This is a genomic window from Streptomyces flavotricini (genome assembly GCF_020639365.1).
GTDB lineage: Bacteria > Actinomycetota > Actinomycetes > Streptomycetales > Streptomycetaceae > Streptomyces > Streptomyces flavotricini.
Genome location: NZ_JAINUL010000001.1, coordinates 6,997,216 through 7,018,640, shown reverse-complemented (window position 1 = coordinate 7,018,640; position 21,425 = coordinate 6,997,216). Strand labels below are relative to the sequence as shown.

Sequence of the window (21,425 nt, the reverse complement as noted above, 5' to 3'; positions counted from 1 at the left end):
CGGCGCGAAACCGACTGCCGGGGCTCTCCCCCGGTGGCAGCCGGGGAACGGTCTGGGAGGTTCGCCGAGGTGCGGGTCGGGCGGGATCAGCTGCGCGAGGAGTTGCGGGACTGGGTGCGCGGCGGTGCGCGGGGCCGCGGCGGCCGCCTGATCGTGGAGGGCGAGCCCGGCGCGGGCCGGACGGCGTACGTGCGCGAGGCGCTGGCCGAGGCGGCCGTGCTGGGCTGCCGGGTGCGCTACGGGGCCGCCGACCCGTTCACGGCGGAGCTGCCGCTGCGGGCCGCGCTGGACTGCCTGCACCCCCGGGGCGCCGGCCGGGCGGCCGTGATCGCCCTGCTCCGCGAGGCCCGGCGGCCGGAGCAGGGCGGCGGGGCGTGGCTCGCGGCCACGGACCTGCTGGTGTCCGGGGTCGAGGAGTGGTGCGCGCGGGGCCCGACGCTGCTGGTCCTGGACGACCTGCACCGGGCGGACCCGGCCAGCCTGCTGCTGTGGCGGCGCCTGGGCCGGTCGGCGGACCGCCTGCCCCTGCTGCTCGCGGCGACCCGGAGGCCGCTGCCCCGGCGCCCCGAGGTGGAGCAGCTGTGCGCCGACCTGGGAGCGGGCCCGGGCGGCCGCACCGTACGGCTGGAGCCGCTGACCGGGCCGGAGTCGGCCGAGGCGCTGCGCCGGATGCTGCGCGCGGAGCCCGGCCCACGGCTACGGGAGGCCGCCCGGCAGGCCGGCGGCAATCCCGGGCTGCTGCGGGAGCTGACCGCACACTGGGCCGGGTTCATCGAGATCACCCGCGACGGCCCCGAACCCCGCCGGGGCGACGACACGGGAGGCACCCGCGGGGACGGCTGCGAAGACCGGCCGGACGAGGGGCCGGGAGGCCGGCCGGGGCGGCCGGGGCCGCCCGCGCCGCCGGGCGACGGCCCGGGAAACGGGCGGGGCGACGACCGGGAGTTCGGTGGCTTCGCCGAACTGACCGTGCCCGAGGAGGAGTTGCCCCGACCCCCCGACTCCCTCCCCCGGGGCCTCGGCTACCTCTCCCGCGCCGCCTACACCACCCTGCGGCACGCCGCGCTGCTCGGGCCGGCCTTCACGCCGCGCGAGCTGGCCCTCGTACAGGCCAGGTCCGCCCGCGAGGTGCTGGCCGAACTGGAGGAGCCGCTGCTCGCCGGGGTGTTGGAGGACACCGGCGAGCAGCTGCGCTTCCGGCAGCCCGCGCTGCGCCGGGCCCTGTACGCCGCGCTGCCCCGGCCCGCCCGCACCGCCCTGCACCAGGAGGCGGCCCTCGCCCTCGCCGAGGCCGGGCACGACCCTGCCCGCACCGCCGAACAGCTCCTCGCCGGCGGGGCGTTGGACGGCTGGGCAGTGCGCTGGCTGGCGGACGCGGCGCGGTCCCTGATCGCGGCGGCGCCCGCAGCGGCCGCCGAACTGCTGGAGCGGGCCGTCGGCCAGGCCGACCGCGCGGACCGGGAGGCCCTGGAGGGGAGCCTCGCGGACGCCGCGCTGATGCTGCGCCGCCCCGAGTCGGCGCGGCTGCTGGCCACCCTGCACCAGCGGGCCACCGATCCCGGGGCCCGGGCGGCGCTGGCCTTCAAGCTGGTGTCGGCGCTGATGATCGAGGGGGACATGGCCCGGGCGCTGGCCGTCACCGAGGACGCGCTGGCGGAGCGGGTCCACCCCCCCGCGCTCCGGCTGCGGCTGGAGGCCTGCCGGGTGCTGGCCCTGGCCGAACGGGGCTGCCCGGCCCAGGCCCATGTCCTGGCCGGCCCGGTGGTGGCGGAGGCGGCCCGGCTGGGCGATCCGCTGTGCGGGGCCGAGGCCCACCACGCGATGTCCTTCGCCCTGTTCCACCTGGGCCGCGGCCGGGAGTCGCTGCGCCATGTCGCCGAGGGGATCGCCTGGGCCCGGCGCGACCCCGAGGCCAACGACATGCGGCTGCTGCTCCTCGCCAACCAGGCGGAGGGCCATGAGCGGTTCGACGAGCCGCAGCCCGTGGCGGCGGCGCTGCGCGAGGCGCGGGAGCTGGCGCTCGCCACCCGGTCGACGGGGCGGCTGATGGTGACCGAGGCCCTGGAGGCCGAGTTCCACTACCGGCTCGGCGACTGGGACGCCGCGCTCGCGGGAGCGGCCCGGGCGGACGGGCTGACGGTCTCGGACGGCTGGCTTCCGGTGGTGGTGCACGGGCTGCGGGCGCTCGTACACGGCCATCGTGACGAGCGCGAGGCGGCGCGGGGCGAGCTGGCGCTGCTCCCGTCGGACGCCTTCGCGGCCCCGGCTGCGCGCCGCTACGGCGGGCACGTCCTGCTGGCCCGGGCCTTGCTGGCGGAGCGGGCCGGCCGCCCGGCCGACGCGGTGCGCGAGCTGCTGCCGGCGCTGGCGGACGGACCGGACGAGGCGAGGGCGTACGAACGCCCCTGGATGCTGTCGGAGATCGTCCGGCTCGCCCTGGAGTGCGGGGACACCGCGACGGCCCGGGCCGCGGTGGCGGCCTGCGGGCGGACGGCGGCGGCGCTGGCCGAGTACCCGGGCCCGGCGCTGGCGCTGCTGCGCTGCGAGGGCCTGTTCGCCCAGGATCCGCGGCTGCTGGGGCGGGCGCTGGAGCGTGCGGAGCGCGGCGGGCGTCCGCTGGTGCTGGGCCACGCGTGGGAGGACCTGGCGGTGGCCCGGGCCTGGCACGGCGATCTGGCGGCGGCGCGGTCGGCGCTGACGCAAGCGGTGGCCGCGTACGCGGTGCCGGGCGCGCGGTGGGACATCGCGCGGGCCGACGCCCGGCTGCGGAGCCTGGGGGTGCGGCGCGGCAGCCGCTCGGCGCGGCGGCGGGCGGCCAACGGGTGGGAGGCGCTGACCCCGGCGGAGCTGAAGGTGGCCCTGCTCGTCGCGCAGGGCCGCTCCAACCCGGAGATCGCGAGCGCCCTGTTCCTGTCCGCGCGGACGGTCCAGACGCACGTCTCGCACATCCTGGCGAAGCTCCAGGTCCGCTCGCGGGCGGCGGTGGCGGCTCAGGCGGCGGCGCGGCGACCGGGGCCGGAGGCTGCACCGGGCGCGGTGCCGGGGCCCGGGCCGTAGCCGGGCATGGCCTCGCGCAGGGCGCGCAGGGCGTAGTACGTACGGGACTTGACGGTCCCGGTGGGGACTCCGAGCGCCCGGGCGGCCTCGCAGACCGAGGCCCCTCGGAAGTAGATCTGCACGAGCACCGCGCGGTGCTGGGGGCTGAGGGATCTCAGCGCGTCGCGGACGTCGAGGACGGTGACGGCCTGCTCGGTGCCGTCGTCGGCGAGCGGCGCGTGGCCGTCGAGGGCATCGGGGCCGACCTCGGCGGGGCGGACCAGGCGGGCCCGCCGGGCGTCGATGGCCAGGCGCCGGCCGACGGTGTAGAGCCAGGGGCGCAGGGACGCGTGGTCGCTCTCCAGTACCTCGGGGTGTTTCCAGGCGCGGAAGAACGTCTCCTGGAGGAGGTCCTCGGCCCGGTGGCGGTCGCCGAAGGTGAGGCCGAGGAGGAAGCCGTAGAGGGCCTTGCCGTGTTCGCTGTGCAGTCGCGCGAGGGTGCGGGCGTCGGTCCGGCGGCAGAGGGTCGTGGTCACGGGGTGCCCCTTCCGGGTCGTTCCGGGTCGGATGACCCGAGCGTGACGGACCCGGCGCCCGGAGTTATCCGCCGCATGGCGTATCCGTCCGCCACCTGCGCCGACCGGTCGAACGGTTCGCCGAACGGTCTCCCGGACGCGCCGGTGGCCCCGGGCCACGTCCGCGGAGGACGGGCCCGGGGCCACCGGGAAAGCGGGAAGCGGGAACTAGCTCCAGCTGGCGTGGAGGGGCTTGCCCTCGGCGTAGCCGGCCGCCGACTGGACGCCGACCACGGCCTTCTCCTCGAACTCCGCGAGGGAGCCCGCGCCCGCGTAGGTGCAGGAGGAGCGGACGCCGGCGATGATCGAGTCGATCAGGTCCTCGACGCCCGGACGGGCCGGGTCCAGGAACATCCGCGAGGTGGAGATGCCCTCCTCGAACAGGCCCTTGCGGGCCCGGTCGTACGCGGACTCCTCGGAGGTGCGGTTCTGCACGGCGCGCGCCGACGCCATGCCGAACGACTCCTTGTAGAAGCGCCCGTCGGCGGACTGCTGCAGGTCGCCCGGGGACTCGTACGTCCCGGCGAACCAGGAGCCGATCATCACGTTCGACGCGCCGGCGGCCAGCGCCATCGCCACGTCGCGCGGGTGACGGACGCCGCCGTCGGCCCACACGTGCTTGCCGTGCTTCTTCGCCTCCGCCGCGCACTCCAGCACCGCGGAGAACTGCGGGCGGCCCACGCCGGTCATCATGCGGGTGGTGCACATGGCGCCGGGGCCCACACCGACCTTGATGATGTCCGCGCCGGCCTCGATGAGGTCCTTGACGCCCTCGGCGGCGACGATGTTGCCCGCCACGATCGGGACGTGCGGGTCCAGCGCGCGCACGGCCTTGATCGCGTTGATCATCGACTCCTGGTGGCCGTGGGCCGTGTCGATGACGAGCGTGTCCACGCCCGCGTCGAGCAGCTGCTTGGCCTTCTGCACGAAGTCGCCGTTGATGCCGACGGCCGCGGCGATGCGCAGCTTGCCGTCGGCGTCGGTGGCCGGGGTGTAGAGGGTCGCGCGCAGCGCGCCCTTGCGGGTGAGGAGGCCGACGAGCTTGCCGTCCTTGTCGACGGCCGGGGCCAGCTTGCGGTGGCCGGCGTCGAGCTTGTTGAAGGCCTCGCGGGGGTCGATGTCGGCGTCGATGAGCAGGAGCTCCTTCGACATGACCTCGGAGAGCTGGGTGAAGCGGTCCACGCCGGTCAGGTCGTGGTCGGTGACGACACCGACCGGGCGGCCGTCGGCGTCGACGACGACACCGGCGCCGTGGGCCCGCTTGGGCAGCAGGGACAGGGCGTCGGCGACGGTCTGGGTGGGCGCCAGCGTGATCGGGGTGTCGAGCACGTGGTGGCGGGTCTTCACCCAGGAGATGACGTCGGTGACGACCTCGATCGGGATGTCCTGCGGGATGACCACGATGCCGCCGCGGCGGGCGACCGTCTCGGCCATGCGGCGGCCCGCGATGGCGGTCATGTTCGCCACGACGAGCGGAATGGTGGTGCCGGTGCCGTCGGGCGAGGAGAGGTCCACGCCCTGGCGGGAACCGACCGCGGAGCGGCTCGGCACCATGAACACATCGTCGTACGTCAGGTCGTACGGCGGCTTCTGGTCATTGAGGAAACGCACGTGCTGAACATCCCAGTCGATCGAAGGATCCGGCTGCGGCCCCGGCGGGCGGCCGGGGAAACGCACGTACTTCATTCTCCCACGGCCCGGTATCAATGCCGCCCCGGCTGATCGTCCAGGACATACCGGGCCGTGTGGTCTGTTCCTACGGGACGGTCGGCTGTCTCACGGGACCTTGGTCCTCTCACGATGCACCGGACCGGGCCGGTGCGCCAGGGGCAGGACCGATCCTCCGTACCGGGCCGCGGTGAACTCGGCGGCGATCGACAGGGCCGTCTCCTCGGGCGTGGCGCCTCCGAGATCCAGCCCTATGGGCGAGCGCAAACGGGCGAGTGCGGCCTGCGGCACCCCCTCCTCGCGCAGCCGCTGCTCGCGCGCGGCGTGCGTGCGCCGTGATCCCATGGCCCCGACGTAGCCGAGGGGCATCCGCAGGGCGAGGGCCAGCAGCGGTACGTCGAACTTGGCGTCGTGGGTCAGGACGCACACCGCCGTACGGGAGTCCACCCGGCCCGCCTCCCATTCCGCGGCCAGGTGCCGGTGCGGCCAGTCCACGACCACTTCGTCGGCGGCGGGGAAGCGGGCGGGCGTGGCGAAGACGGGCCGGGCGTCGCAGACGGTGACCCGGTGCCCCAGGAAGGCCCCGATCCGGGCGAGGGCGGCGGCGAAGTCGATGGCCCCGTAGACGATCAGGCGGGGCGGTTCGGCGGCGGACTCGACCAGCAGCGTCAGCGGCTGCCCGCACAGCCCGCCCGCGGTGCCGAGCTCGGCGGTACCGGTCCGCCCGGCCAGCAGGAGGTCCCGTACGTGCAGGGCGGCGGCCCGGTCCAGGGCAGCGCCCCCGCCCAGGCAGCCCTCGTACGATCCGTCGGGGCGGACGGCGAGGGCCCGGCCGAGCTGTGCCGGCGGGCCGGAGACCACCCGGGCCAGTGCGGCCCGGGCCCCGCCGGCGGCGGCCTCCAGGACGGAGCCGAGGACGGGCCGTACCGGGTCGTGCCCGCGCACCGGGGTGACGAGCACGTCCAGGACTCCCCCGCAGGTCAGGCCGACGGCGAAGGCGTCGTCGTCGCTGTATCCGAAGCGGTGCACCCCGCCCTCGCCTGAGGTGATGGCGTCGAGGCAGAGCTCGTGCACGGCGGATTCCACGCAGCCGCCGGATACGGAGCCGAGGGCCGTGCCGCCGGCGTCGACGGCGAGCGAGGCGCCCGGTCCGCGCGGCGCGCTCCCGGTGACGGCGACCACGGTGGCCAGGGCGAATTCCCGGTGCGCGGCACACCACGCGCGTAGTTCCTCGGCGATGTCGAGCATCAGCGGATGTACTCGCGTCTCGCGCTCTGGCCGGGGATCAGCGGCCGCGGCGGCAGCACGGGCGGCCCGGTCCGCGGCAGGGGGCCGGGCCCCGCGGTGCGCGGGCGGGGAGCCGGAGCCCCTCCGATGGCGGGCCGGCCGGGGCCGGGGAATACGTCGGGGACCCGGCCGCGGGCGCTGAGCAGTTTCGACGCGTGGGCGACGCTCGCGAGCGTGGCGTGGTGGTGCCAGCCACGGAAGGAGCGGCCCTCGAAATCACGGATGCCTACGGGTTCGCAGGTCTCGGTGAAATCGAGGGATACCCGGTCGGTGAGTTTGGCGAGCAGGAAGAGCTGGGCCAGCGGCCGGTCCCCGATGTTGGTGATCCAGAACTCGGAGGGCAGCAGGGCCGCCTCGGTCCAGGCGCCGACGAGCAGCAGCGGGGTGGGCGGCATCGGTACGGGGCGGTCCTCGCCGGGGGTCGCGAGGATGGCGGCCGAGGTCAGCAGGGTGACTGCCCCTTCGGCCCGGCCGTGCCGGGTCCATTCGACGACGCGCCGCTGGGAGCGCAGGGAGTCGATGAGTTCGCGGGCGGGGGCCGTGTGCGGTCCGGGCTTGTGCCGGCCGGCGCCGCCGAAGGAGACGGGCAGCGAGCCGTCGACCTTGAAGACGAAGGGGATGTCCTGCAGGGCGAAGGACTCGATGCTCTGCGGGATGTCGGTGTTGGCGACCTCCATCACCACGGGCCGGCGCTGGAGTTGCCAGGTGGCGGCCATCCGCTGGACGGCGTGTACGGCGTCCTGGGCGGGGGTGAGCGAGCGGGCGGTGTCGGGGATGCCGGCCCGCCGGCGGCGCATCAGCTCGTTCGTCCAGGGCCCCGGGAGGGTGAGGGTCCATTCGACGGGGAAGCTGGCTTCGCTGGAGGCCAGCCAGATGCCGCTGGCCTGCTGGCAGTTGGCGGTCCGGCCCAGCTGGGGGACGAACTGGCGGCCGACCCCGACGGAGCGGTCGCCGGCCTTCTCGATGACCATGGGCTGGACCACCCAGGCCAGCGGGCGCTGGGCGGTGCGCTCGAGGTACTGGGCGAGGGAGCGGCGCACCGGGGTCCAGTCCCAGGGGGACTTGCTGATGAACTGCTGGAGGCTCTGCTCGACGGAACTGGCGCCCGTTCCGGCGATGTTACGGATTGTTTTCTTCCCACTGGTCCGCACCAGGCCGTTGAGATAAACGCGGGCCCAGTTTCGCTGGTCCCGCCGGGGTAAGGATTCGAAGAAAAGAGAGATCAGGACGTCGATCAATTCGGAGATTTCCTTCGTGGAATCCTCCGGCGTGACTACGCGAGCCATCTGGGCCTCCCCCGCGACCACTAGATCCAATACCCTACTTGACCGTACAGAACGGCCGTAGGCCCCGGCGGCTACTTCCTGAGGTCGCTCACAGATTCGAGCCGCTCTTCCTCTACCACGAGGGGGATGGGGATCTGGTTCGCCGCATAGTAGAGAGCGATCAGGAAGTGTGCGGCGAGAGTGAGGGGAGCGGAGAAGAAGGACAGGAGAACGGTCAAGGGGTAGGCCACGGCGCCGAGACCGAAGCGCACGCGGGTGGCGCGGGCGCCGTCCTTGTCCACCCGCTCGTGGAACAGGTGGCCCACCCGCGTGACGTACCACCAGAAGGCCAGGAACGCCAGCGCGTAGGCGACGGTGACCGAACTGTAGAGGACGGCGGCGGCATTGGCGGAGCCGCCCTCTTCGACGAGGTGCTCGGCCAGCACGGTGGTGGTGTAGGGAATCACCGATACCACCATCAGCACCAGGAGATTCAGGAACAACAGTGGTCGGTCGACCCGCTTCAGGTGACTGAAGATGGTGTGGTGATTCACCCACATCACGCCGATGATGAGGAAACTCACCACGTATGCGGCATAGTGCGGCCACTGTTCCGACACCCCGTGCCAGAAGTCCGATCCTTTTTCCTCCGGAACCTTGAGTTCCAGAACAAGAATCGTGATGACGATGGCGAATACACCGTCACTGAATGCCTCGACCCGCCCGGTTTCGCGTTCCATGACCTCCCCTTTGCCATTTCACAAGCCAAGCCTTCCGACCGGCGCCGTCCCTGTCGCCGGAGGGGCTTGTACGTGCGGGGAGGGCGCTGCCTTCGCCCTCCCCGCACACGCTACCCAGATATCGTTGGTCAGCTGCCGAAACCGGCGGTCTGGCGCCAGATCCGGCCATCGCGGACCACGAGTGTCCCGAACGCGTGCTCCGGCTCGCCGTTCAGGTTCATGATCGCGCGGTAGAAGATCGTGTCCTCGGTCTCGATGTACTCCTGGAGCTCCACCAGGGTCGGCTTCACGGTCAGGTATCCCGTGAAGGTCTCCCGCACGGCTTCGATGCCGACGGAGGCCCCCTCGAAGCGCAACAGCACCGCGTCGTCGGTGTAGTTCTTCATGACCGCCTCGATGTCCAGGGCGGCCAGCGCCTCCATCTGGCGGACGAACACCGGGTGGAGCTTGGAGAGGTCGTACGTGGCCATGTCGACTCCGTTTCAGTGGGTGGAGGTGGGTTCATCAGGTGTTTCGGCGCAGGCGGCGGCCGCGGTGAGCGGCAGCCGGACGACCATCCGGGTCTCGCCCGGACGCGAGCGGGCGGTGATCGATCCGTGGTGGCGCTGGGTCACGATGCGGTAGCTGAGGTGCAGTCCGAGGCCCGTGCCCTTCCCCACGTCCTTGGTCGTGTAGAAGGGCTCGAAGATCCGCGGCAGGGAGTCCTCGGGGATGCCCCGCCCGGTGTCGGTGATCTCCACGACCAGGCACACGCCCTCGGCGCGCACCCGCAGGGTGAGGGTGCCGGCACCCTCCATGGCCTCGGCCGCGTTGTCGACCAGGTTGGTCCACACCTGGTTCAACTCGCTCGGATAGCCCGTCAGTTCGGGCAGGTCCGATTCGTACGCGCGCACGATGGTGATCCCGGCGAGCTTGGCCCGCAGGACGACCAGCGTGTTCTCGATCCCGTCGGCCACCGCGAAGCGCTGCTCGGGTGCCCGGTCGAGATTGGCGTAATCCCGGGTGGCGGCGACGAGTTGGGAGATCCTGGGACCGGCGGCACGCAGTTCCGCGGCGAGCGAGCGGATCTCCAGCAGGGCCGCCAGATGGTCCAGGGCGGCGGGCAGGGCCGGCTCCCCGATCCCTTCCAGCCGCTCCAGCAGCCAGCCCAGTTCCAGCCCGAGGTCCGAGACCCCCGAGCCGAGCAGCCCGGGCCGCTCGGTACCCGCCCGCTCGGCCCAGTCGGCGATCTCCTCCTCGGCGTCGGCCTGGGCGAACGGGTCGGTGGTGACCGGCGGCGGCAGCTTGTCGAGTTCCTCCGCCAGCCGGTCGAGCACGGAGCGCTCCGCGCCCGTCGCCGCGGCGCCCCAGGCCTGTGCGGTCCTCGTGAGCCCCTCCAGGGCCGGCGCCAGCTCCTGCGCGGCCCGGGCCACGGCGGCCGCCGGGTTGTTCAGCTCGTGCGCGAGGCCGGCGGCCAGGGTGCCGAGCGCCTCGACGGTGGCCCGCTTGCGGGCCTGCACCTCCGAGGACTTGATCCGCCAGGCCAGTACCGGGATCAGGACGGCCGCCACCCCGTGGCAGCGGGTCAGCATTTCGAAGAACACCGGCTTCGGGTACGCGACGACGGTCGTCGCCGGTCCGCTCGCCGCGGCGGTGGCCACGTACGCCCCGTCCGTCAGCAGCGGCAGCTCGCCCGTGAAGCGGTGTGCGGCGGACGGCTTCCCGTCGTGCTCCTCGGCGGCGGCGCTCTCCTCCTCGGTGGAGTGCCGCGTCAGTACCTCCTCCCGGCCGTCCACGACCTTGGTGACGACCAGCCCACCCGCCAGCAGGACGTGGAAGCCGGAAGCCTCCTCGCCGTCCCGGAACAGGACCTCCCCGTCGCCGAGGACCCGGGGCTCGGAGACGGAGACCAGCCAGTCCAGCTGGTCCTCGGTGAGCCCGGCGAAGATCTCCAGTCCGAGCAGGGACGACCGCAGCTCGGCGGGGTCGGTGTCGGCAGCCTTCATGTCGTGCTCCCTTCGGCCCGGGTGCGGGCGGCCAGCCGCAGCGTGACGAGCAGGGCCAGCGCGCACACCCCGGCGACGGCGGCCATGAAGCCCACCGAGGTGCGGTGCAGACCGTGGATGTTGGTGAGCATTCCGGCGAGTACCGCCGGCACGCTCATCGCGAGGTACGCGAAGACGTACACGGCGGCGGTCAGTTCGCCGCGGTGCGCCGGCTCGGCGAGCGAGCTCAGCGCCCGGAAGGAGCCGAGGAACGCCGCCCCCCAGCCGCCGCCCAGGACGGCGGTCCCCACGAGGAACACGGGGGCCGAGCGCAGGCCCAGCGCGAGCAGGACCAGGCCCAGCCCGGCCAGCAGCCCGCACAGCCCGAGGACCGCGGTGCGCAGGGCCTCGACGCGGCCCAGCAGCAGCTGCGCCGCGGTCGCGGCGCCCGCGAGCAGGGCCACGGTGGCCCCGCCGACCAGGTAGTTGGAGCTGCCGAGCAGCGAGAGGGCCAGGTGCGGCCCGAGCGAGAGGTAGAAGCCGCCGACCGACCAGACGGCGACGATGGTCAGGACGAGGATCGCGAACCGGCCCCGTACGGCGGCCGGGACGTGGATCCGGCGCGCGCTGATGCGCATCCGGCCGCCGGCGCGGGCCTCGGGAGCGCTCTCACGCATCCTGAACACCCCCACCAGCGTCACCGTGAAGGCGGCGATCAGCACCAGGTAGCTGAGCACGGTCGGGGCGGGCGCGTACTGGACGAGCAGCCCGGCCCCGATCCCGCCGAGCCCGATGCCCACCGTCGGCCCCGCGCTGTTGACCTGGGCGCCGAGCGCCGGCCGGGAGCGCGGGGCGAGTTCGAGCAGGGCGGCGCCCATGGCCCCGGTGGCCAGGCCCACCGCGAGCCCCTGTACGGCGCGGGCGGCGAGCAGCAGCCCGAGCCCCTGGGCCCCGGCGAACAATCCCATGGAGACGATCGCCAGGACCAGGCCGACACCCAGCACGGGGCGCCGGCCCAGGGTGTCCGAGAGGGACCCGAACAGCAGGAGCCCGATCAGCACGGTGACCGCGTACAGGGCGAAGACCACCGTGATCGTGCCGGAGGACAGGCCCCACCTCTCCTGGTAGAGCACGTAGAGGGCGGAGGGTACGGACGAGGAGAGCATCAGCAGGACGAGCACCGCCCCGACCACCCAGAAGCCGGAGCCTCTGGGGGCCGCGGCCGCCTGGGCGGCCGGCCCGGCCGGAACCCCCGTGGTCGTCCTGGACAATTCGGCCACTGCGTCAACTCCCCGTGGTGGGCGGTCAGGCGAGGGCCTGGTCTGCCCTCTGCAGCGCGCGGGCGGCGAGCACCCCCGCGAGGTGGCCGAGGTACTCGGCCGAGGTGCCGCGCCCGGGGACGAACAGCTCCCTGGGCTCGGCGCGGAAGGCCGCGAGCACGGCCTCGGTCGTGTACGGCCCCCCGCGCAGCCGCTCTTCGACCCCGCGCAGCCGCAGCGGGTGGGCGGTGGCCCCGGTGACCGCGATGCGCGGTCCGCCGGGGGTGATCCGTACGGCGGTGGCGCACACCGGGTAGCGGGTGGCCCGGTCGGCGGTCTTCTCGAAGGCGGCGGCCCGCCCGGCGGCGGGCACCAGCAGTGCGGTGACCACGGCCGCGGCCGGCGCCCCGGAGACCGCGAACTCTTCGGCGGGCACGGTCCACCGCCCGCCGGGTCCGGCCAGTTCGACCTCGGCGTCCGCGGCGATGGCCGCGACCGGCAGGTCGGTGGCGCGTCCCGCGGCGGCGAGGTTCCCACCCGCGGTGCCGAGGTTGCGGACCTGGGGGTCCCCGTTGGCCCGGGCGGCGGCCGCCACTTCCGGGGCCTCGGCGAGGACCACCGGGTGGTCGGCCAGCTCGGCGAGCGTGGTCAGTGCGCCGATCCGGATCCCGTCGGCCGTCCGGTCGATGCCGCGGAGCTCTTCGAGGTGGCGTACGTCGACGAGCAGCCGGGCGGTGTCCTCCCCGGTGCGCAGCCCGGGCAGCAGGCTCTGGCCGCCGGCCAGCACCCGGGAGCCCCGGGTGCCGGAGAGCAGGGTCAGGGCCTCTTCGAGGCCGACGGGCCGGACGTAGTCGAACTCGGCGAGGATCACTGGGCTTCCCCTCTCAGACGGCGCCAGACCTTCTCGGGGGTGAGCGGCATGTCGATGTGCTGTACGCCCAGGTCGGACAGGGCGTCGACGACCGCGTTGACGACGGCGGCGGCGGGCGGCACGGTGGCGATCTCACCGGCGCCCTTGGCGCCCAGTGGATTGTGCGGGGTCGGCGTGGTGGTCTTGCCGAGCGTGAAGAACGGCACGTCCGCGGCGCGCGGCAGGGCGTAGCGGGTCAGGTCGGAGCTGAGCAGCTGCCCCTGTTCGTCGTATACGGCGGCCTCCATCAGCGCCTGGCCCAGGCCGTGCGTGATGCTGCCCTCGATCTGTCCGAGGACGATCTTCGGGTTGCCGATGTGGCCGGCGTCGTCGACGGCGGTGTACGCCACCACCGCGGTCTCGCCGGTGAGTTCGTCGACCTCGACGACGGCGACGTGCGTGCCGAAGGGGTAGTTGAAGTCCGGCGGGTCGAAGTGGGTGGTCTCGTCGATGGCGGGTTCGATCTCGTGGGGCAGCCCCCAGCCGTACCACATGGCCATCGCCATCTCGGAGAAGGTCTTGGCGTTCTCCTCGTTGCCCTCCTCGTAGACCTTCCCGCCCGCGTAGACGACCTTCTCCTCGGGAACGCCGAGGAAGACGGCCCCGGCCTTGACCAGCTTGGCCTTGACCTTCCGGGCCGTGAGGGCGACGGCGGGCGCGGCCATGCTGTAGGAGCGCGATCCGTACGTGCCCTGCCCGTACGGTGCCTTGAGCGTGTCGCCCTCGTACACCTGGACCAGGGCCGGGTCGATCTCGAGCTCGTCGGCGGCGACCTGCGCGAAGACCGTGTGGTGGCTCTGGCCGGTGGAGGCGGAGCCCACGGTGACGGCCACCTCGCCGGTCGGGTGGACGCGGATGTTCGCGCTCTCCCAGGTGCCGCCGAGCATGCCCTCCTGGGACATCCGGGTGGAGGGTCCGACCCCGCAGATCGCGACGTAGGTGGCGATGCCCACGCCGAGCCGCTTGCCGCGGGTGCGGGCCTCGGCCTTGCGGGCGGGCATGTCGGCGTAGCCGGACAGCTCCATCGCCTTGTCGAAGTTCAGCCGGTAGTCCCCGGAGTCGTACGTCCAGCCGAGGCCGTTGTCGTACGGGAACTTCTCGTTCGGCACCAGGTTCTTGCGCCGGACGGCGGCCGGGTCCATGCCGATCTCGGAGGCGAACCGGTCGACGAGCCGCTCCATCAGGAAGGCCGCCTCGGCGCGCCCGCTGCCGCGCTGGGCGCCGAGCGGGACGGTGTTGGTGAAGGCGGCGTACACCTCGCAGAAGGCCGCCGGGATGTCGTACATGCCGCTGATGGAGCGTCCCATCAGGGCGGTGGCGACACCGGGGCCGATGGTGGAGGGGTACGCGCCGAGGTTGGCGTAGCTGGTGGCCCACAGGCCGGTCATCCGGCCGTCGCGGGTGCCGGAGAGCACCACGTGCTGGCGGTGGTCGCGGCCCTGGACCGTGGAGTTCATCAGCCCGGTGCGGGTGTCCACCCACTTCACGGGCCGGCCGAGCGCCTTGGAGAGCAGCAGGACCAGCGCCATGTCGGGGTAGAGGTACCCCTTGGTGCCGAAGCTGCCGCCGACGGTCGGGGCGATCACCCGGAGTTTGTTGAACGGGATGCCGAGGACCAGCGCGGCGAGCAGGAAGCGGTGGTTGTGCGGGCCCTGGGTGGAGGCGTAGAGCGTGTACTCGTCGGTGGCGGCGTTGTAGTCGCCGACGGCGCCGCGCGGCTCGATGGGGCTGTTGATCGTGCGCTGGTTGACCAGGTCCAGCTCCACCTTGACCTCGGCCTCGGCGAGGGCCGCTTCGGTGCGGTCCTTGTCGCCGCAGGTCCAGTAGGCGTTCAGGTTGCCGGGTACGGCCTCGTGCAGCTGGGGTGCGCCTTCGGCGAGTGCCGCGTCGGCCCGGGTGACCACGGGCAGCGGTTCGTACTCGACGGCGATGGCGGCCAGCGCGGCGGCGGCCTGGCGCGGGGTCTCGGCGACGACCACGGCGATCGGGTCGCCGACGTGCCGGACGGCGTCTCCGGTCAGGACCGGGCGGGCGCCGGGAAGTCCGTAGGGGTGGGGCGGGAAGTGGCTCTCGACCCCGCCGGGGATCCAGATGCAGGGCAGTGGCATCACGTCGGTGAAGTCGGCCGCCGTGGCCACCTTCAGCACGCCGGGCATCTGCTCCGCGGCCTTGGTCTCGATGGACAGGATCTTCGCATGGGCGACCGGGCTGCCGAGGATCGCCATGTGGGCGGTGCCCGGCAGGTCGATGTCGGCCACGTACGTGGCCTCGCCGCGCAGCAGCTGCGGATCCTCGCGGGCGTCCAGCGGCCGGCCGAGCAGGCCCGGTCCCTGGAGGGGTGCCTCCCCCGTCACTGCGGTCATCTGCCTCACCCCTCCTGGCCGGACGCGGAGGCGGACACGGACGCCGGCTCGGACCCGGCGGACGCGGAGACGGCGGCGCTCCCGCTGATCTCCTCGGGTATCCCGGTCCGGGCGGCGGAGCAGGCGCGCTGCACGCCCCGTACGACGCTGTGGTAGCCGGTGCAACGGCACAGGTTGCCGGTGAGCCACTCGCGGATCTCGGGCTCGGTGGGCGCCTCGCGGTCCGCGGTGTTCTCGACGAGTTCGCCGAGGGCCATCACCATGCCGGGGGTGCAGAACCCGCACTGGGTCCCGTGCTCCTGGCGCAGGGCCTCCTGGAGGCCGCTGAGTTCGCCGCCGCGGGTGGTGACCCCCTCGATGGTGGTCACCCGGGAGCCGGCGGCCGACGCGGTGAGGATCAGGCAGCTCTTGACGGAGCGTCCGTCGAGCCGGACGACGCAGGTGCCGCACTGGCCGGTGTCGCAGCCGACCTTGGTGCCGGTCAGCCCGAGGCCGTCGCGGAGCCGTTCCACCAGCAGTTCGTTCGGCTCGGCCGAGAACTGCTCGGGTCTTCCGTTCACGTTCAGTGAGAGGTCCATGCCAGCGCCTGCGCTTCCGTGAGCGGCCGGTTGAAAAGGGGCCCGCCGGGCTGCTGGAGAATTCCCCCGGAGTGCAGCGAGCCGGTGTCGACGGGCGCGAATCCCAAATCCGCGATGATTCCCGCGACGATTTCCTTCGCCTTCTCGTCGTCGCCCGCCGTGAAATGGGCCAGGCGTTCGTCCTCGGACGCGCTCCCCCTGGACTTCGTCCGGGAGGTGCCCCCAGCGACGGCGAGTGTCTCGAAATGCATGGTGTTCAGGGATTTCACGACGCGGGCGCCGGGATACCACTCGGCGACCAGTTCGCTGGAGGCGCGGCCGCCCAGGTCCAGGGGCTCGCCGCCGCCGCCGAACGCGTTCGTGGCGTCCACCAGCACCTTGTCCTGTACGGCCGCGGACGGCAGGAGCCCCTGGACGCTCGCGTACGGCACCATCAGCACCAGCAGTTCGGCCTGGCCGGCGGTCTCGGCGGGGTGCGCCGCCGAGGCCGCCGGGCCCAGTTCGGCCAGTAAGGGGCCGATCGACCGGGGTCCGCGGGCGTTGGCCAGTACGACCTCGTGCCCGGCCGCCACCAGGATCCGCGCGAGGGTGGAACCGATCCGCCCGGTCCCGATGATGCCTGTGCGCATTGCCGCTCCTACTCCGTCGGTCGCTCGGTCGGTCTGCCGGTCGGGCGCTCAGTCCATGCCGATCCAGACCGACTTAGTCTGCGTGTAGCTCTCGAGGGATTCCGGTCCGCACTCGCGCCCGTATCCGGAGGCCTTGTAGCCGCCGTACGGCACGGAGGGGTCGTACTGGTTGTAGCAATTCACCCAGACCGTGCCGGCCTTGATCTGGGAGGCCACCCGGTGGGCACGCCGCAGGTCCTTGGTGTGGACGCCCGCGGCGAGCCCGTACGCGCTGTCGTTGGCGATCCGGATCGCGTCTTCCTCGGTGTCGAAGGGGATGATCGACAGGACCGGGCCGAAGATCTCCTCCTGGGCGATCCGCATGCCGTTGTCGACTCCGGTGAAGATCGTCGGCAGGAAGTACAGGCCCTGGCTGGAGGCCCCTTCCGGGGTCCAGCCGGTGCCGCCGGTGCGCAGGATCGCGCCTTCCTTCTCGCCGACCTCGATGTACGAGCTGACCTTCTCGAACTGGCCGCGGTGGGCCAGCGGCCCGAACAGGGTCTCCGGGTCGCGCGGGTCGCCGGGCTTGAGGGCCGCGGCCCGGCTCACCAGGCGTTCGACCAGTTCGTCGTGGATGGGGCGCTGGAGCAGCAGGCGCGAGCCGGCGGTGCAGATCTCGCCCTTGTTGTAGTAGATGCCGAAGAAGGCGAGTTCCTCGGCGGCGTCCAGGTCGGCGTCGGCGAAGACGATGTTGGCGGACTTGCCGCCGAGCTCCATCGTCACCTTCTTCAGGGTGCCGGCCGACTTGCGGATGATCGTCTGGCCGACCGCGGTGGAGCCGGTGAAGGCGATCTTGTCGATGTCGGGGTGGCCGGTGAGGGTCTCGCCCAGTTCCACTCCCGGACCGGTGATGACGTTCAGCACGCCGTCCGGGATCTCCGCCTCCTGGAAGAGCTCGGCGATCTTCAGCGCGGTGAGCGGGGTGGCCGGGGAGGGCTTGTGGACGACCGTGTTGCCCGCCGCCAGTGCCGGTGCGATCTTCGTCATCGACAGCAGCAGCGGGAAGTTGAACGGGGTGATGGCGCAGACCACGCCCAGCGGCTCGCGCAGGGTGTACGCGAGCTGCCCGCCGGCCGGGGCCCGCGAGGAGCCGTCGACCCGGGTGACCGCGCCGGCGTAGTAGTGCATGAGCTGGGCGGCCATGGGGGCGTCGACCGTGCTGGAGAAGGCGAACGGCTTGCCCATGTCCACCGTCTCCAGCAGGGCGATCTCCTCCAGGTCGCGCTCGATGAGCTCGCCGACCCGGTTCAGACGCAGCGCGCGTTCCTGGGCGGACAGTCTGCTCCAGGGACCTTCCTCGTACGCCTGGCGGGCGGCGGCGACGGCCGCGTCCGCGTCCGCGGCGGCGGCCTGGGCCACCGGTACGATCTCCTGTCCGTCCACGGGGCTGATGTCCGGCTCGGTACGGCCGTCCTGGGCCGAGACCCATGTGCCGCCGATGAACAGCTTCCCGGGGTTGGCCAAGGGCTGGTCGCTGAGCGCGCGCTTGGTCATGGCTGCCTTCCGGTGTCGGATGGGGGGCGGTCTATCCCTTGGCGAGCTGTGTCAGGAACGTCTCGGCAAGGGCCTTGGAGGAGTACGGGTTCTGGCCGGTGGTGAGCCTGCGGTCCACGACCACGTGCGAGTCCCAGATCTTCTCGGCCTTCTCGTAGCGCGCCCCGAGCCGGGTGAGCTCGGCCTCGAGGATGAGCGGGAGGCGGCCGGCCATGTTGGTGACCATCTCCTCGCTGTGCGAGAAGGCCGTCATCCGGTAACCCTCGAACGGCCAGTGGCCTTCGCCGTCGCGCAGTGCGAGCAGCGAGGTGTGGCCGTGGCAGACGGTGGCGAGCGGCTTGTCCTGGGCGATGGCCCAGCGCAGGATCTGGGCGAGCTCGTCGGAGTGGGGCAGGTCCCCGATCGCGCCGTGCCCGCCGCTGACGTAGATGCCGTCGTACTCGGCGATGTCCTTCTCGCCCAGGGATTCCAGGGCGATGGGGTTCTTGAGCTGGGGCGTGCTCTCGACGACTCTCACGTACTCGGCGGCGTTGGCCGCGTCCTCGTCGGGCGAGCCCTCGGGGCGGACCCACCGGAGGAACTGGGGGTCGATGCTGGTCTGGTCGACCGTGGGGGCCCGGCCCCCGATCGTCGCCACGTCCACGGTGTGGCCTGCGGCCTTGAAGAGGGTGTAGGGAACGACGAATTCCTCGGCCCAGAAACCCGAGGGGTGCTGTTCCCCGTCCAACAGGTGGAGCGTTGCCTTGGCCGTCATGACGACGAGAATCTTCATGACTTCTCTCCTTGTTCTGGAATCGCTGCCGATTCAACACGCCCCCCGCAGGGGGCGTAAGGGGGGAGCGTCAGGCGCGCGATACTTCGTGAGGTGCGTCCAACGCGGAGATGATGGTGCGGAATTCACCGACCAGGGGGTGGTCGGGATGGGCTTCGGCGAATATGCGCTCGCCGTACAGGGCGGCCATTTCCGGCACATAAGGAAGGATTCCGGCCAGGGGGGCGCCGTACACCTCCTCGGCACGCCGGCGGATCCGTTCCCCGTCGATGCCCTCGGGAGCCATGCTCATGACCAGAGCCCGCCGGCAGGCCAGCCGCCCGGCGAGGGCGATGGTCTCCTCGACCCCGGAGAGGTCGATCCGGTCGGCCCGAGCCATGATCATCAGTACGTCGGCGCTCGCCATGGCGGTCACCGACTCGTTGTTCAGCCCGGCGTGCGTGTCGAGCAGCAGCACGTCGAGCGCGTGGCGCTCGATCAGCCGGTCGAAGCCCTCCGGCAACAGCCCCACGTCGTACCCGCTGGTCATGAGCTCGCGCAGGGCCGCCGTCCCGGTCCGTGCCGGTACGACGTACAGCCCGGGCACGCCGACCTGCTGGGCCGTGGACTCGATCTCGCAGCGACCGAGCAGGTAGTCGGCCAGGGAGGGACCCGGGCCGAGCCGGAAGAGCAGGTCCAGGGTGGGCGACTGGATGTCCGTGTCGACCACCCCCACCCGGCGCCCCTCGCCCGCGATGAGCAGGGCCAGGTTCGCCAGTACCGAGGACTTGCCGGTGCCCCCGCGGTGCGAGTGCACCACGATGGTCCGGGCCATCAGGCCACCGCCGTACGGCCCGCGGCCGTGGTCCGGTCCGCGTGCGGCCCCCGCGCCGCACGTGGCCGGTGCAGGGCCAGCATGGTGACGTCGTCGTGCTGTTCGGCCGTCCCGGTGTGCTCCCGTACCGCGGTGTCCATGCGGTCGACCACCTCCCTGCCGCTCACCGGGGAGCCGGCGAGCAGCTCCAGCATCCGCTCGTCACCGAGGAAGCTGCCGTCGGGGCAGCGGGCCTCCGGCACTCCGTCGGTGAACACGAACAGGGTGTCGCCGGGGTTCAGCTGGGCGTAGCCGAGCGTGTACACGCAGTCCGGCAGCACCCCGACGGCGGGTCCGGTGACCTCCAGGGCGAGGGGGTCGCCGCCGTCGGCGCGCAGCAGCAGCGGCGCGTTGTGGCCCCCGTTGATGTACACGAGGCTGCCGGTCACGGGGTCGAGCACACCGAAGAACAGGGTGGCGAAGTAGCCCTGTCTCAGGTGGTTGCGGGTCAGATAGCCGTTGGTGGCGGTGACCGCGTTGAGCAGTGGCGTCGCGCCGACCACCGGGATCCGCCGGCTGCCGCCGGCGCGCCCGGCGGCCACCAGGTGCTGGAGTCCGCTGTTCTCCGCGGTGTGCCGCAGCAGCGAGCGGATCAGCGCCATGAACAGCGCGGCGCCGACCCCCTTGTCGCAGACGTCGGCGACGACGAAGGCGAGGCGGCGGCCGCGGGAGATCTCGAAGACGTCGTAGAAGTCCCCGGCGACCTGCCGGGCGGGCCGGAAGCGGACGTCGATCTCCCAGCCTTCGGGAACGGGCAGTGATTCGGGCAGGAAGCCGGCCTGGATCTCCCGGCCGATCTCCAGCTCCTTCTCGTAGCCCATGAGTTCGGCGCGGGCGTCGGCCTCACGCAGGGTGCGGCCGAGCCCGGCGCGCTCCGAGCAGCTGTGCAGCCGGGCCCCGACGAGGGCGGGCAGGAAGGGCGGTACGAGGTAGTCGTGGCCGAGCCGGACGTGCTCCTCCAGGGCGGCGAACCCCGTCACCGTCCAGACGACCACGATGGGGGCCCCGGCCCAGCGGCGCAGCCGCCGTACCGCCAGGCGCACCGACTCGCCGTCGGCCTCGGCCGGGGCGAGCAGGACGTCGGCGACCGGCAGCTCGTCGAGCGGGCCGCCCCGCAGCTCCGCCAGCGTGCGCGCGACGATCTCCGCGTCCATCGAGCGGATCGCGTCGAGCAGTTCGAGCGGCGGCGGCGGGTACTCGTCGAGGATGATCACGGTCGTGGAGGGCATGGGTCCGTCCCCTCAGCGTTCACAGTCAGCGTGCTGATGTTGCGGCCGTCCCTGCGTACGTAGCTGAATTCGTCCACGCTGGTCAGTGCCAGGTGGATGCCGAGACCGCCGATCCTGCGCCGCTCGGGGGGAACCCCGGGGGCGGGCGGCAGACAGCCCTCGACGGGGTCGAACGCCGGCGCGGAGTCCGCTAGGGAGATCTGCACCCGGCCGGGACCGGAGCGGCCGCGGACGGTGATCCGCCCGTCGCCGCCCCGGTACCCGTGCATCACGATGTTCGTGGCCAGCTCGTCCACGGCCAGCCGGATCCGGTACGCGGGCCCCTTGCCCAGGCCCGCCCGGCCGGCCAGCCGCAGGACGAACGAGGCGATGTCGCCCAGTGCCCCCAGCGTGGCGGGCACCTCCAGCTCCGCGGGCGCCCTCGCCAGTTCGACCATGTCAGTCATGCGATTCACTCATCGGAGAGCACGATGCTGCGGTCGAGCCCGGCCGTCCGGATGGTCCGGGACACGGGCTCGATCGCGCCGACCACCTTGATGGTCACGTGGTTCGCCACCTTCTGCTGGGCGAAGACCAGGGACCGCAGTCCGGCGCTGGCCATGTAGCCGACACCGGCCATCCGGATCTCGACCGTTCCGGTGCCGTGCCCGGCGGCCTTCTCGATGGTCTGGTGGAAGTCCGGCGCGGTCTTGGCGTCCAGCTCGCCCGCCAGCTCGATCACGGTGGTGTCGCCCTCGATGCTCAGGGACACGGAAAGCGGCATG

At 72.8% G+C, this 21,425-nt stretch carries 19 protein-coding genes; 1 reads left to right on the top strand and 18 read right to left on the bottom strand.

Features of this window, described 5'->3' with window-relative positions:
- The first annotated feature begins 69 nt into the window (after positions 1-69).
- Positions 70-3,057, top strand: a complete 2,988-nt coding sequence (locus tag K7B10_RS41385) for a LuxR C-terminal-related transcriptional regulator (protein WP_308284654.1) — start codon at positions 70-72, stop codon at positions 3,055-3,057.
- Here K7B10_RS41385 and K7B10_RS32065 read toward each other — a convergent pair.
- From K7B10_RS32065 to K7B10_RS31980, 18 genes are all read right to left on the bottom strand, one after another.
- Entirely contained in the window at positions 2,991-3,572 is a 582-nt protein-coding gene (locus K7B10_RS32065) for a sigma-70 family RNA polymerase sigma factor (RefSeq protein ID WP_229341717.1), read from the bottom strand. The two genes, K7B10_RS41385 and K7B10_RS32065, sit on opposite strands and share 67 nt — an antisense overlap.
- Positions 3,573-3,779: 207 nt before the next feature.
- Positions 3,780-5,222: a GuaB1 family IMP dehydrogenase-related protein gene (locus K7B10_RS32060; RefSeq protein WP_229341715.1), complete on the bottom strand. Its 1,443-nt coding sequence runs from the start codon at positions 5,220-5,222 to the stop codon at positions 3,780-3,782.
- A gap of 165 nt (positions 5,223-5,387) precedes the next feature.
- Positions 5,388-6,527, bottom strand: coding sequence for an XdhC family protein (locus K7B10_RS32055; RefSeq protein WP_229341705.1), 1,140 nt, complete (start codon positions 6,525-6,527; stop codon positions 5,388-5,390).
- Positions 6,527-7,852 carry an IS701 family transposase gene (locus K7B10_RS32050; RefSeq protein ID WP_229341703.1) on the bottom strand — a complete coding sequence of 442 codons (1,326 nt, stop codon included), beginning with the start codon at positions 7,850-7,852 and terminating at the stop codon, positions 6,527-6,529. Before K7B10_RS32050 ends, K7B10_RS32055 begins: the two co-directional genes overlap by 1 nt.
- 71 nt (positions 7,853-7,923) lie before the next feature.
- Positions 7,924-8,571 (bottom strand): TMEM175 family protein, encoded by a 648-nt coding sequence (locus K7B10_RS32045; RefSeq protein ID WP_229341701.1) that lies wholly within the window; start codon positions 8,569-8,571, stop codon positions 7,924-7,926.
- A 128-nt stretch (positions 8,572-8,699) separates the two neighbouring features.
- Positions 8,700-9,041, bottom strand: coding sequence for a nuclear transport factor 2 family protein (locus tag K7B10_RS32040; protein WP_229341699.1), 342 nt, complete (start codon positions 9,039-9,041; stop codon positions 8,700-8,702).
- A 12-nt stretch (positions 9,042-9,053) separates the two neighbouring features.
- Complete coding sequence (locus K7B10_RS32035) at positions 9,054-10,556, bottom strand: ATP-binding protein (protein WP_229341697.1); 1,503 nt, start codon at positions 10,554-10,556, stop codon at positions 9,054-9,056.
- Positions 10,553-11,815 carry an MFS transporter gene (locus tag K7B10_RS32030; RefSeq protein ID WP_229341690.1) on the bottom strand — a complete coding sequence of 421 codons (1,263 nt, stop codon included), beginning with the start codon at positions 11,813-11,815 and terminating at the stop codon, positions 10,553-10,555. The genes K7B10_RS32035 and K7B10_RS32030 overlap by 4 nt, the downstream gene beginning before the upstream one ends.
- Before the next feature lie 25 nt (positions 11,816-11,840).
- Positions 11,841-12,665 carry an FAD binding domain-containing protein gene (locus K7B10_RS32025; protein ID WP_229341687.1) on the bottom strand — a complete coding sequence of 275 codons (825 nt, stop codon included), beginning with the start codon at positions 12,663-12,665 and terminating at the stop codon, positions 11,841-11,843.
- Complete coding sequence (locus K7B10_RS32020; protein ID WP_229341675.1) at positions 12,662-15,067, bottom strand: xanthine dehydrogenase family protein molybdopterin-binding subunit; 2,406 nt, start codon at positions 15,065-15,067, stop codon at positions 12,662-12,664. The genes K7B10_RS32025 and K7B10_RS32020 overlap by 4 nt, the downstream gene beginning before the upstream one ends.
- 5 nt (positions 15,068-15,072) lie before the next feature.
- Entirely contained in the window at positions 15,073-15,645 is a 573-nt protein-coding gene (locus tag K7B10_RS32015; protein WP_229341673.1) for a (2Fe-2S)-binding protein, read from the bottom strand.
- The gene (locus tag K7B10_RS32010; RefSeq protein ID WP_229341671.1) at positions 15,630-16,274 is read right to left on the bottom strand and encodes an NADPH-dependent F420 reductase; all 645 of its coding nucleotides are present in this window, start codon (positions 16,272-16,274) and stop codon (positions 15,630-15,632) included. Before K7B10_RS32010 ends, K7B10_RS32015 begins: the two co-directional genes overlap by 16 nt.
- A gap of 48 nt (positions 16,275-16,322) precedes the next feature.
- Positions 16,323-17,807: an aldehyde dehydrogenase family protein gene (locus K7B10_RS32005; RefSeq protein ID WP_030871708.1), complete on the bottom strand. Its 1,485-nt coding sequence runs from the start codon at positions 17,805-17,807 to the stop codon at positions 16,323-16,325.
- 31 nt (positions 17,808-17,838) lie between these two features.
- Positions 17,839-18,579, bottom strand: a complete 741-nt coding sequence (locus K7B10_RS32000) for a type 1 glutamine amidotransferase domain-containing protein (RefSeq protein WP_229341668.1) — start codon at positions 18,577-18,579, stop codon at positions 17,839-17,841.
- A 70-nt stretch (positions 18,580-18,649) separates the two neighbouring features.
- A complete protein-coding gene (locus tag K7B10_RS31995) occupies positions 18,650-19,393 on the bottom strand; it encodes a MinD/ParA family ATP-binding protein (RefSeq protein ID WP_229341666.1) in 744 nt (247 codons plus the stop codon).
- On the bottom strand, positions 19,393-20,661 hold the full coding sequence (locus K7B10_RS31990) for a PP2C family protein-serine/threonine phosphatase (RefSeq protein WP_229341664.1): 1,269 nt from the start codon (positions 20,659-20,661) through the stop codon (positions 19,393-19,395). Before K7B10_RS31990 ends, K7B10_RS31995 begins: the two co-directional genes overlap by 1 nt.
- Positions 20,643-21,107: an ATP-binding protein gene (locus K7B10_RS31985; RefSeq protein ID WP_229341662.1), complete on the bottom strand. Its 465-nt coding sequence runs from the start codon at positions 21,105-21,107 to the stop codon at positions 20,643-20,645. The genes K7B10_RS31990 and K7B10_RS31985 overlap by 19 nt, the downstream gene beginning before the upstream one ends.
- Before the next feature lie 5 nt (positions 21,108-21,112).
- On the bottom strand, positions 21,113-21,424 hold the full coding sequence (locus K7B10_RS31980; protein ID WP_030157520.1) for an STAS domain-containing protein: 312 nt from the start codon (positions 21,422-21,424) through the stop codon (positions 21,113-21,115).
- Position 21,425 lies beyond the last annotated feature (1 nt).